Here is an 11,550-nt window from a genome sequence, read left to right as displayed (position 1 = left end):
CCCCCGCCCAACGCCGCCGGTCTCCCCTGCCCTCGCTGCCGCCCCTGCGGTACGCGGCCTGGCTGTCACCGCTCGTGCTGCTCGCCGGGACCCTCGCCTTCGTTCCGAGCTACTCGGGCAAGGACCGCGTCAACTACTTCCCGCCCGGCGAGGTGGCGCTCGTGCGGCAGCTCTTCGACCAGGCGCCCGACGACTCCCTCGTCGTCGCCGCCAACCGCAACTACCCGCTCGCCTACGAGCAGTACTGGCGGGTCGACCACTACTGGTTCCTCGAGGACACCCGGACCCACGTCGACGACATCGTGCGCGACCCGGCGGCCGTCCTCGCCCGCGACATGGCCGGCGTGGAAGCACCGGCCCGGGCCTACTTCCTGCTCACCCAGGGGCAGGTGGCCAACTCCGAGATGAACGGCCAGCTGAACACGGCCCAGTTGAGACGCGTCCGGGAGTCCGTCGCGGACTCGCCGCGCTTCGAGCGCGTGGCGCAGAACAGCGCGGGCGTGCTCTACGTCCTGAAACCGGCGAGCTGAGGAGGGCACCCACCGTGACCCCGCAGGACCTCGTGATCCGCATGCTGCCGCCGTTCGCCGGCTGGCTGGCGCTCGCCGCGCTCGCCCTGCCCGGCGGCTCCCCGCTGCGCGGCGCGGCCGTCGCCGCCTTCCTGGCCGTCGGCCCCGGCGCCGCCCTGGTCAGAATCTGCGGGCCCGCGCTCCGGGCCCGCCGTGCCGAGGCCCCGGCCGAGGACCGGGACGACGCCTTCGAGCGCCACTCCGACCTGCTGGAACAGCTGGTGCTGGCCGTCCTGCTGAGCGTCAGCGCCGCGATCCTCGTCGCCACGGCGCTGATCGCCACGCACACCCTCAGCGGCGACCGCGTCCTGCTGGCGCTCACCCTGCTGACCACCCTCGCCGCCTTCTGCCCGAGCCTGCGTGCCCTGCCGGCGCCCAGGACGGCGCCGGGCGCCGCGCCACCGACACGGAAGGGTTCCACTCTGTGAGGTTCGCCCGTCCCGCTCGCCGCACCCACGCGGACTCGACGACCGGACAGCACCGCCGACCAACGCACCCCACGCACCCCGCACCCCCCGGCAGGCGCCGCCTGCTGATCACGTCCGTCACCGCCACCTGCGCGGTCCTGGTCGCGGTGCTCGCCCTGCGCGACGCCTCGGGACCCGCCGACCCGGCCGACGACCCGAGGTGCCGCCCCACCGCCCTCCTCGAACCGCCCTGCGGCGCATGGTTCGGCGCCTTCGTGCCGCACGACAAGTCCGACCTGGACGCGAAGGTCCGGGAGTACGAGAAGAACGTCGGCCGTGGCCTCGACATCGTGTACACGTACCACGACATGTCCGCCGTCACGGAGACCCGGCTGGAGGGCCAGCTCCTCACCGGGCAGGAACAGCGCGTCGGCGAGGACCGCATGCTGCTGCTCTCCTGGGAGAGCAAGTGGTGGGGCGGCACCAAGGACCAGCAGCCCACCTGGAAGCAGATCGCCGCCGGCGGCCTGGACGAGTCCGTGATCGACGTCCAGGCGCGGCGCGTCAAGGAGTACGGGCAGCGCACCGGCAAGAAGGTGTTCCTCTCCTTCGACCTGGAGATGGACACCCGCACCCCGGACAACGGCACCCCCGCCGACTACGTCCGCGCCTACCGCCACATCCACGACCGCTTCCGCGAACTGGGCGTCGACAACGTGGTGTGGACCTGGATCATCACCGGATACCTGAACCACGGCGACCTGTTCGAGCGGATGTACCCGGGCGACGACTACGTCGACTGGATCGGCTACAACCAGTACAACTACTACCTCTGCCACAGGACCGGCTGGCTCAGCTTCGCGCAGACGCAGTACGCCACCCACGACTGGATCCGCGCCCACATCTCCGACGACAAGCCCCTGATGCTCTCGGAGTTCGGCAGCGCCTCCGACCCGAAACGCCCGGACCGGCAGGCGGAGTGGTACGCGCAGGTGCCCCGGGTGCTCAAGGACCTGGAGGGCGTCAAGGCGGCCCTCCAGTGGAACTACCGCGACCCGGGGCCGCACTGCAACCTGGCCGTGGCGAACGACCAGGCGTGGGGCAGCCTGCGGGAGGTGGCCGCCGACCCGCACCTCAACCAGCCGCACGACTGACCGCCACCCCGCCGGACAGGCCCTAACCCGCGAACTCGGGGCCCCGCACCACCGCCCGCCCCCGCCGGTACCAGCGCCACGCGACGGTCTTCGGGCCGTCGCGGTAGGGGGCGACGCGGGCGCCGCCGCCCGCCAGCCAGGACTCGACGTCGGCGACCGTGTGGCTCCGCCGCACGATCAGCCGGGCGATGCGGTACCGCTCGTCGCGGTCCGAGCTGAGTGCGTGCCGCACGGCGGTCGCCGTCTCGTACCCGGCCCGGGCCGACGACGCCCGCACCTTCGCGCTGTTGTAGCCGTGCGGGTAGGCGAGGTGGCGGACCGCATGCCCGAGGGCGTCCTCCAGGACCGCCTTGGACTCGCGGAGTTCGTGCGCCAGTGCCGCGCCGGACAGGGTGTCGAGCTGCGCGTGCGTGACGGTGTGGCTGCCGATCTCCATGCCGGAACGTTCCAGCCCGGCCACCGCGTCCAGCGTCATCATCGGGGCGGGCGGCAGCAGACTGCGGCCGCCCGGCGCGATGGCCCCGGTGGTCAGGTAAGCGGTGGCGGGCAGCGCCCGCTCGGCCAGCGCCTCGGCGGTGGGCCCGGGTAGGTCGGCGAAGCCGTCGTCGAAGGTGAGCAGCACCGGCCGGGGCGGCAGAGGCACCCGCCCGACGAGATGGTCGGCGAGCGCACTGATGGTGACGGGCGTCATGCCGCTGTCGACGATCGCGTCCAGCTGCGCGGCGAACTCCTTCGGCGTGACGGTGAACTCGGCGATCCACGACGGCGGGTCCTCCATCACCGCGTGGTACAGGAACACGGGTATGTGTCCGCCGCCCGGCGCCCGGACGCCCTCGCGCGCCCCGTCCGCTCCCGGTGCCCCGGCCCCGCTCACCGCGCCTCGCCCCCCGTCGCACGCAGCGCGCGCCGGGCGCGCAGATAGCCGACGGGGCCGTACAGCATGCCCCGGCGCTGCAACCGCGCCAGGCGCCGCGGCCAGGGATGCGTACGGGAGTCGTGCCCGCCCGGCGCCCCCATCGCCTCCGGGCCCGCGCCCTCGCCGGTGGCGCGTACGGCGGTCAGGCGCCGGGCGTGCGCGAGTCCGCCCGGCACCCGGGCGAGGAGGGCCGGCAGCAGGGCCGGCCGGTTCACCAGGACCGCCGTGAGGTACGCGGTGAGGCCGGCGCCGTAGCCGTACGCCTGGGTCTCCAGGTCCCGCCAGGTCTCCCGGTGGTGGTGCCAGACCAGCGCCCGGGGCGTGTAGCGCAGCCGCTGCCCGTGGGCGAGGACGCGGACGAACCCGTAGAGGTCGTCGCCGCCCCGCGCGCGGGTGCCCGCGCCGGTCGCCGGGTCGAAGCCGCCGACCGCGCGCAGTACCTCCGTACGGAAGGCCATGTTGGCGCCCGAGCCGAACCGGCCCGCGGTGAACGGGAAGAGCGGCTCGTCGGCGGGCGGGTGCTCCGGGTCGTACGTGCGCGCGACGAACCCCTTCGCGAAGCCGCCGTGGCTCTCCAGGAGCACCTGGGCGGGGGTGCGCAGCCGCGCGGGCAGGATCAGGCCCGTGGCACAGCCCAGGCGCGGGTCGGCGGCGAAGGGCGCGGTCAGTTCGGTCAGCCAGCGCGGGTCGGCGACCACGTCGTCGTCGGTGAAGGCGACCACCTCGCCCCGGACCACCGCGAGGCCCCGGTTGTGCGCGACGGCGAGTCCGGGGACCGGCTCGGACACGTACCGCACCCGCTCGCCGTACTTCCGCTCGACCAGCGCCCGGGTGTCGCCGGTCACGGGCGCGTTGTCGACCACGACGATCTCGAAGTCCGGGTGGTCCTGGGCGAGCAGCGAGTCGAGGGCGCGGGCGAGCTGGTCCGCGCGTTCCCGGGTGGCGACCACGACACCGGCGGACGGCGGCGCGGGCCACGGCTCGGGGGGCGCACTCCGGGGCAGCTCCCGCGCGAGCCCGGCCAGCACCCGCGTGGGGTCCGCGCCCTCGGGGACCTGCCCGAGCAGCGTGCCCACGGGCCGGCCCGCCCTTCTGACCAGCACGAACACCGCGCCGGACGTCACCGGCGGGCTCCCCGGGCCCGGCCGCAGTACCGCCGACTCCGCCTCTGCCTCCTCCGCCACGCCGGTGCCGTCGCCGAGATCCAGCTCGGCGACCTGAACCGCCCCGATGCGCAGGAAGTCGTCGATCTCCCGCCGTGTCTCCCGCAACGTCTCCTGCCGCGCACGCCGCACACCGGCCATGCGCCCACCCCCTCGTGGTTGACCTCGTCAGGACCTGCGCAGCCGGGCCGCGCCCCTCAACGTCCGTACGGCGAGCGACGCCAGCCGCGGCCGGTCGCGCACGAAGCCGTGCGCGCGGCGGGCCGGTTCGCGGCCGAGCCAGTGCAGGGCGGCGCCCGTCCCCGGGCGCGTCGCCGCTCCCTCGTACACCGGCAGTTCCCCGGTCTTCAGCGAGTCCTTGTACTCCGCCGGGCCCCGCCCCATGTCCAGCAGTCCGATGCCCTCGGCGGCCGCGGCCTCCGCCATGCGCAGGTGCAGGACGAGCCCCGGCGAGTACTTGGCGAAGTCCGGGTCGTACGCGGGGAACCAGCACGCCAGGACCGTCGCCGATCGCAGCCCGAAGTGGGCGGCGACCGGCCGGCCGCCCGCGTAGAGCACGGACAGGGTGCCCGTGCACTCCGGCGCGCGCGTCTGGGCGAGCCTGCCGACGAGCCGGCTGATCCACTCCTGCGCGAACCGGTCCCGGCGTCCCGTCCTGCGGTACTGCGCCGACTTCCACTCCACGAGCGTGCGCAGCGCGGCCGGCTCACGCTCGTCGAAGACGAAGCGCACGCCGCCGGTCTGGCGGCCCAGCCTGCGCTCCTTGGCGAGCGTGGTCTTCAGGAACTTCGGCGCCTGGGTGCGCAGGACGTTCTCGTACGCCTCGTAGCCCTTCTCGACGTCGATGACGTAGGTGGTGTGCTCCTCGGCGGCGTACGGCACGAACAGCCCCTGCTCGGCCTCCAGGTTGTCGAAGGCGAGGCTCGACAGGGAGCAGGCCCGCAGCAGTCCGCGGGGATCCGGGGCGAGGCCCTGGCGCAGCACCGCGCCCTGGCAGTCCGACACCCCCAGCCCGATCGCCCGGCCCTGGCCCAGCGGCCCGCGTTCGTGCGGCAGGAATCCGGCCGCCTCACCGCCGTCGTACAGCACCGCCACCCGCGCCCGCGGCCGTACCCGGCCCACGACGTCGGTGAACTCCGGTTCCATGAACGGGTTGCGCGGCGCCGTCGACTTGGCGCGTATGTCCCGCCAGTGCTCCCGTTCCCCCTCGCCCAGCTCCTGTGGCCTGAGCACGCGTACGCGTCCGCTGTTCAACCCGACCCCCCGATCAAGTCCCCCCTGGACAACAGGAAGGTACCCCGGGGGCCGTCCCGGGGGTAGGTAGCAGACCATGTTGTTGCCAACCGGTGCACAGGCCTTTAACCGGCTTTAGCCGATGATGTGCCAGGTTTCGGACATGTTCGTGCGTCGTCGTGCGCGTTCGAACGTACTCGCCGTGTCCTCGTTCGGAACCGGTCGCGGGTGAGTCGGATGGGTGGCGCGTCCGTATTCTCTGATCATGGACCGCACCGCATACTCACTCGTCGCCACCGATCTCGACGGCACGCTGCTCCGCGGCGACGACACCGTCTCCGAACGGTCGTTGGCCGCGCTGGCGCGGGTGGCCCGGGCGGGTGCGCGCCACCTGGTGGTGACGGGGCGCCCGGCACCCCGGGTGCGGCCCCTGCTGGACCGCCTGGGGTGCACGGGGCTCGCGGTGTGCGGGCAGGGCGCGCAGGTGTACGACGCCGGCGCGCACCGGATGCTGTGGTCGGTGACCCTGGACCGGGAGCTGGCGGAGACCGCGCTCGGCAAGATCGAGGCCGAGGTGGGCCAGGTGTACGCCGCCGTCGACCAGGACGGCGTCGACGGCCTGACCCTCATCGAGCCCGGGTACCTGATGCCCCACCCCACGCTGCCCGCGGTGCGGGTGGAGCGGCGCGACCAGCTGTGGCGCACCCCGATCAGCAAGGTGCTGCTGCGCCACCCCGACCTGAGCGACGACGAGTTGGCGTCGACCGCGCGCGCGGTGGTCGGCTCCCTCGCGACGGTCACCATGTCGGGGCCCGGCACGGTGGAGCTGCAGCCGTGCGGCATCACCAAGGCGACCGGCCTGGCGCTGGCCGCCGAGCACCTGGGGGTGGGCCGGCGGCACACGATCGCCTTCGGCGACATGCCCAACGACATCCCCATGTTCGACTGGGCGGCGCACGGCGTCGCCATGGCCGGTGCCCACCCCGAACTCAAGGCGGTGGCCGACGAGGTCACGACGACGAACGAGGACGACGGCGTGGCCGTCGTCCTCGAACGGGTCTTCTGAACGTCCGGGCGCGGCTCAGTAGGCGCCGAAGACGTTGTCCATCGAGCCGTACCGGTCGGCCGCGTAGTTGCAGGCGGCGGTGATGTTGGCGACCGGGTCGTACGGGTCCCAGGAGGTGCCCTCGACGTGGTACGCCTGGAAGGTCGGGTCGATCACCTGGAGCAGGCCCTTGGACGGGGTGCCGTTGATGGCGTTGATGTCCCAGTTGTTGATGGCGAGCGGGTTGCCGGACGACTCCCGCATGATGTTGCGGTGAATGCCCTCGTACGAGCCGGGGATGCCGTGCTGCGCCATGACGTCGAGCGACTCGCGGATCCAGCCGTCGAGGTTGTCCGGGTACGTGGTCGCCGCCGTGGCGGCCGTCTTGGTGGCGGCCGGGGTGGCCGCGGACGCGCCGGTGGCGCCGATGAGCGGCAGGGCGAGCACCGCGACACCGGTGCCGGCCACGGCGAGCCTGCGGGCGATGCGGGTGGTCCGGGCGTGACGGTTCTGACCGTTGGCAGACATCTGTGTCCCTCTCCTGACGCCTGCGAGGTGAGCTGTCGGGTTCGGGCGGGGAGGTGCCCGGCCGCGCCCTGACGGGTACGGCTTCACCCCGAGCCGCTCCGGTGGTGACCGGTGCGGCGACTTACCTGGGTCCCCCGCTCCTGCCGGCGAGTGAGTTGAGTGGATGACTGTGTGTACGGGCGATGGCAGGATTCGGCGTCCGCCCGACAGGCCGGGAACGTATGCGAGAGCACATGTCCGAAACAAGTGCAGGAATCACCCAACGTCCTGTTGACCTTGGTCTGAGGCGTTTGAGGCTCTTGATCCTTTGCGGTTGCCAAGCCTCAACTGGCTTGCGGGGCAAAGGGAGGGCACAGGTTGCGGCGAAGTTGCCCGGGGGTGCTCCGGAGTGAGCCAACTCACGGGGCTCAACAAGCGCGGCAAAACGGGCATTAGTCCCAACTGGGCCCCAACCGGCCCTTGGTGCAGAGTGCTTCGCCCGTCCGGTGTTTTCGGGTGCCGGGCGGGCATCCGTTCGGGGCCGGGGAGGCGGTATTGGTATCGGGCAATATGTGGTCATATCGACCGATCAAAAACATACCGCTCATGATCCGATACCGCCCGGCCTGTAACGGTGGGCGCTAGCGGTGATCGAAAGGTGACCGGATACGCTGACTCGAGTGGTGGCAGCGACCTATCGACAAACCAGGTAATCGCCAGTAGACACCAGCAGACAGGAGACCCCTCGTGACCGTCGTCGGGCCGTTCGGGCTGAGCGTGCGGGACCAGGCTCTGGAAGCCGATGTCCAGGCCGGATTGGTCGCGGTCGAGGAAGGGTTGCTCGAGGCAACCAAAAGCGAGGTGCCCTTCATCACGGAGGCGGCCCAGCACCTGGTGCGGGCCGGCGGCAAGCGGTTCCGGCCGCTCCTCGTGATGCTCTCGGCCCAGTTCGGCGACCCCTACGCCCCCGGGATCGTGCCCTCGGCCGTGGTGGTGGAGCTGACCCACCTGGCCACGCTGTACCACGACGACGTGATGGACGAGGCCGCCGTACGGCGCGGGGTCGCCAGCGCCAATGTCCGCTGGGACAACTCGGTCGCGGTCCTGACCGGCGACTTCCTGTTCGCCCGCGCCTCCCAGATCCTCGCCGACCTCGGGCCCGAGGCGGTCCGCGTGCAGGCCCTCGCGTTCGAGCGGCTGGTCACCGGCCAGATCCTGGAGACGGCCGGGCCGCAGGACGGCCGGGACCCCGTCGACCACTACCTGGACGTGCTGGGCGGCAAGACCGGCTCGCTGGTGGCCGTCTCCTGCCGGTTCGGCGCGATGATGTCGGGCGCCGACGAGTCGGTGGTGGACGTACTGACCCAGTACGGCGAGCGGCTCGGCGTCGCCTTCCAGCTCGCGGACGACGTCCTGGACATCGCCTCCGACTCCCACGAGTCGGGCAAGACACCCGGCACGGACCTGCGCGAGGGCATCCCCACCCTGCCGGTGCTCCGGCTGCGCGAGCGCGCGGCCCGGCTGGGCCTCGCCGAGGACGTCGCGCTGAGCGAGCTGCTCGACTCCGACCTGAGCGACGACGCCCGGCACGCCGAGGCGCTGCGCCTGCTGCGCGCCCACCCCGCGCTGGAGCACGCCCGGCGGGACACCGTCCGCTACGCCAGGGAAGCCCGCGCGGCCCTGGCTCCGCTGCGGGAGTGCGAGGCGAAGGCCGCGCTGGTGGAACTGTGCGACGCCGTGGTGCACCGGGCCGGCTGAACCCCGCCCCGCCCGCGCGCGGCGCCACGGGCGGGTTCACTCCGTCGGGTGGGCGGCGTACCCGCCCCCTACGGGGCGGGGGAGGAACCGCCCTCCGGTGTCATCCCGCAGGAGTACGTGGAGTTGAGCCCGCGGTCTGACGATTGCGCTCCGGTGATTTGGTCAGATGGACACCACGGAAACACCAATCCTCACCGATTCGGGTGAGAATGGCGGCTCACGGGTGAACGAGTGCGAGGTCGCGAGACAGCCGCCGCCGACGACGGAGGTAGGGCACAGATGGCACCGATCGATTCCGACGACAACACGACCCCCGGGGCGGGCGAGGAGCTGAGCACCCGACGGCGCAGGGCCGCGCGGTACGTCGTCCCGGTCGCGGTGGTGGGGGTGGCCGCCGCGACGATCGGGCTGGTCCCCGCTCTCGCCGACTCCGGAGACCCCGACCTGCCGAAGGTCACGGCGGAGGAACTCGTCCAGAAGATCGCCGAGTCGGACGTCCAGCAGCTCTCCGGCACGGTCCGGATCAGCACCGACCTGGGCCTGCCGGACCTCGGCGGCCTGGAGAGCGGCCTGATGTCCGGAATGTCCGGCGGTCCGGGCGGGGACGGGAAGGACGGCGGTTCGTCCGCCGACCCCTCGGCCAAGCTCACCCAGCTGGTCTCCGGCTCCCACACCCTGCGCGTCGCGGCCGACGGCCCCGACCGGCAGAAGGTGTCCCTGCTGGAGGACGCCGCCGAGTACAGCCTCATCCGCGACGGCAAGGACGTCTGGGGCTACGACAGCAAGTCCAACGAGGTCTACCACTCCACGTCCGACGGCGCGGAGCGGCCGGAGAAGGACGTGCCGGCCACCCCGAAGGACTTCGCCGACCAGGCGCTCAAGGCGATCGACGACACCACGTCCGTGAAGGTCGGCGGCACCGCCCAGGTGGCCGGCCGCGACGCGTACCGGCTCGTCGTCGAGCCCAGGCAGAAGGGTTCCACGGTCGGTGCGATCACCGTCGCCGTGGACGCCGAGACCGGCACCCCGCTGAAGTTCACGCTGACCCCGGCGAGCGGCGGCGCCGCCGTCGTGGACGCGGGCTTCACCAAGGTCAGCTTCGCGAAGCCGGACGCGTCGACGTTCGACTTCACCCCGCCCGAGGGCGCGAAGGTGACCGAGGCCGACGAGAAGGCCGCCAAGGCCCCGGAGCACGGGCGCAAGGCCGAGGGCGACCTCGCCAGGGAGCTGGACGGCCTGAAGGTCATCGGCGAGGGCTGGAACTCGATCGCCGCGTTCGACACCGGTGGCCAGGGCCTGCCCACGGGCGCCGCGGGCGGCGGCGACCTCGGCGGCTTCCTCGGCTCCCTCGGCGACCAGGTCAAGGGCGACTTCGGCTCGGGCACGGTCTTCAAGACCCGCCTGGTCAACGCCCTGATCACCGAGGACGGCACGGTCTACGCCGGTGCGGTCACCAAGGACGCGCTGGTGAAGGCCGCGAACGCCGCGAAGTAACGGAGCGGCCTTTCCGTACGACAATCCGTACGACAAGAGGCACAGGAGAGGAAGCCGATGGCCGAACCGCCCGTCGCGGAGCCGGAGCGGGCGGACGACGCCGTCATCTCCACCCGCGGACTCACCAAGCGCTACCGCGGCGGACAGCTCGCCGTCGACGGTCTCGACCTGACCGTCCCGGCGGGCAGCGTCTTCGGCTTCCTCGGCCCCAACGGTTCCGGCAAGACCACCACCGTCCGCATGCTGATGGGCCTGATCGAACCGACCTCGGGCAGCGCCCGGGTCCTCGGCCGGCCCATGCCGCGCGCGGCCCGCACCGTACTGCCCGGGGTCGGCGCCCTCATCGAGGGCCCGGCCCTGTACGGCTTCCTCTCCGGCCGCGACAACCTCCTGCGCTACGACGCCGCCGACCCGGCCGCCGACCCGCGCACCCGGCGCGAGCGCGTCGCGGCGGCGCTGGACCGGGTGGGCCTCGCGGCCGCCTCCGGCAAGAAGGCGAAGGCGTACTCGCTGGGCATGAAGCAGCGGCTCGGCCTCGCCGCCGCGCTGCTCCAGCCGCGCCGCCTGCTGGTCCTGGACGAGCCGACCAACGGGCTCGACCCCCAGGGCATGCGCGAGATCCGCGCGCTGGTCCGCGAACTCGCCTCCGACGGCACCACCGTCTTCCTCTCCTCCCACCTGCTGGACGAGATCGAGCAGGTCTGCACGCACGCCGCCGTGATGGCCCAGGGACGCCTGATCACCCAGGGCGCGGTGGCCGACCTGTCGGCCGGGGCGCGCGGCCGGCTGGTGGTGACCACGCCGGACGCGGGCGACGCGGCCCGGGTGCTGAAGGAGCAGGGCGCCGGGGACGTGGTCGTCGCCGAGGACCGGGTGACGGCCGAGCCCCCGGACCGCGACCTGGCCGAGGTCAACGCGGCCCTGGTCGCGGCCCACGTCCGGGTCCGCGGCTTCGCGCTGGAACGGGCCTCCCTGGAGGACGCGTTCGTGGCCCTGACCGGAGAGGGATTCGATGTCGCGGGCTGAGACGTCGCGGGCTGAGACGGGGAACGTGCCGGTGGCGCGGGCCCAGACGCCGGGTGCGGGTGCGGGCGTGAGCGAGGTTCGCACACCGAATCCGCTGTGGTCCCTCGGGCTGCTGCGCAGCGAACTGCTGATCACCTTCCGGCGCTGGCGCACCCTCGCCCTGCTGGGCGTCCTGGCCGCCGTGCCGGTCCTGGTGGGCATCGCGGTGAAGATCGAGACGAGCGACGGGTCGTCGTCGCTCGTCTCGATCTTAACCGCGATGCCCACCAGGACCGGCA

At 72.7% G+C, this 11,550-nt stretch carries 10 protein-coding genes, 2 pseudogenes and 1 riboswitch; of the genes and pseudogenes, 8 read left to right on the top strand and 4 right to left on the bottom strand.

All coding sequences use genetic code 11. The annotated features are described in order from the left end of the window. The 3 genes and pseudogenes from DMH12_RS33710 to DMH12_RS33700 all read left to right on the top strand — a co-directional run. Window positions 1–530 (top strand): annotated as a pseudogene (locus DMH12_RS33710) (hypothetical protein); the annotation flags it as partial. 14 nt (window positions 531–544) lie between these two features. Further along, window positions 545–997 carry a hypothetical protein gene (locus DMH12_RS33705; protein ID WP_125495157.1) on the top strand — a complete coding sequence of 151 codons (453 nt, stop codon included), beginning with the start codon at window positions 545–547 and terminating at the stop codon, window positions 995–997. Beyond that, window positions 994–2,130: a glycosyl hydrolase gene (locus tag DMH12_RS33700; protein WP_125495156.1), complete on the top strand. Its 1,137-nt coding sequence runs from the start codon at window positions 994–996 to the stop codon at window positions 2,128–2,130. The genes DMH12_RS33705 and DMH12_RS33700 overlap by 4 nt, the downstream gene beginning before the upstream one ends. A gap of 22 nt (window positions 2,131–2,152) precedes the next feature. Here the strand turns inward: DMH12_RS33700 and DMH12_RS33695 are convergent, their stop codons facing one another. The 3 genes from DMH12_RS33695 to DMH12_RS33685 all read right to left on the bottom strand — a co-directional run bounded on the left by DMH12_RS33695 (window position 2,153) and on the right by DMH12_RS33685 (window position 5,442). Next, window positions 2,153–2,929 carry a polysaccharide deacetylase family protein gene (locus DMH12_RS33695; protein WP_125495155.1) on the bottom strand — a complete coding sequence of 259 codons (777 nt, stop codon included), beginning with the start codon at window positions 2,927–2,929 and terminating at the stop codon, window positions 2,153–2,155. A gap of 71 nt (window positions 2,930–3,000) precedes the next feature. After that, window positions 3,001–4,350, bottom strand: a complete 1,350-nt coding sequence (locus DMH12_RS33690) for a glycosyltransferase family 2 protein (RefSeq protein ID WP_125495154.1) — start codon at window positions 4,348–4,350, stop codon at window positions 3,001–3,003. A gap of 27 nt (window positions 4,351–4,377) precedes the next feature. Further along, a complete protein-coding gene (locus DMH12_RS33685; protein WP_185832710.1) occupies window positions 4,378–5,442 on the bottom strand; it encodes a GNAT family N-acetyltransferase in 1,065 nt (354 codons plus the stop codon). Between the two features lie 265 nt (window positions 5,443–5,707). On the opposite strand from DMH12_RS33685, the gene DMH12_RS33680 reads away from it, so the two are divergent. After that, the gene (locus DMH12_RS33680; protein ID WP_125495152.1) at window positions 5,708–6,508 is read left to right on the top strand and encodes an HAD family hydrolase; all 801 of its coding nucleotides are present in this window, start codon (window positions 5,708–5,710) and stop codon (window positions 6,506–6,508) included. Between the two features lie 15 nt (window positions 6,509–6,523). Here DMH12_RS33680 and DMH12_RS33675 read toward each other — a convergent pair whose 3' ends face one another. Next, window positions 6,524–7,015: a transglycosylase SLT domain-containing protein gene (locus tag DMH12_RS33675; protein WP_122615695.1), complete on the bottom strand. Its 492-nt coding sequence runs from the start codon at window positions 7,013–7,015 to the stop codon at window positions 6,524–6,526. A 3-nt stretch (window positions 7,016–7,018) separates the two neighbouring features. Continuing rightward, window positions 7,019–7,174, bottom strand: a riboswitch (cyclic di-AMP (ydaO/yuaA leader). Window positions 7,175–7,741: 567 nt separating this feature from the next. On the opposite strand from DMH12_RS33675, the gene DMH12_RS33670 reads away from it, so the two are divergent. The 4 genes and pseudogenes from DMH12_RS33670 to DMH12_RS33655 all read left to right on the top strand — a co-directional run. Continuing rightward, window positions 7,742–8,752, top strand: a complete 1,011-nt coding sequence (locus DMH12_RS33670) for a polyprenyl synthetase family protein (RefSeq protein ID WP_125495151.1) — start codon at window positions 7,742–7,744, stop codon at window positions 8,750–8,752. Window positions 8,753–9,031: 279 nt separating this feature from the next. Then, window positions 9,032–10,246, top strand: coding sequence for an outer membrane lipoprotein carrier protein LolA (locus DMH12_RS33665; RefSeq protein WP_125495150.1), 1,215 nt, complete (start codon window positions 9,032–9,034; stop codon window positions 10,244–10,246). A 57-nt stretch (window positions 10,247–10,303) separates the two neighbouring features. Further along, window positions 10,304–11,272, top strand: coding sequence for an ABC transporter ATP-binding protein (locus tag DMH12_RS33660; protein WP_125495149.1), 969 nt, complete (start codon window positions 10,304–10,306; stop codon window positions 11,270–11,272). Next, a pseudogene (locus tag DMH12_RS33655) lies at window positions 11,259–11,550 on the top strand (hypothetical protein); the annotation flags it as partial. The gene DMH12_RS33660 and the pseudogene DMH12_RS33655, both read left to right, overlap by 14 nt.

It is taken from the genome of Streptomyces sp. WAC 04229 (genome assembly GCF_003947455.1).
Classification (GTDB): Bacteria; Actinomycetota; Actinomycetes; order Streptomycetales; family Streptomycetaceae; genus Streptomyces.
The sequence above is the reverse complement of the archived record's forward strand: the minus strand, read 5'-3'. Positions and strand labels throughout refer to the sequence as shown.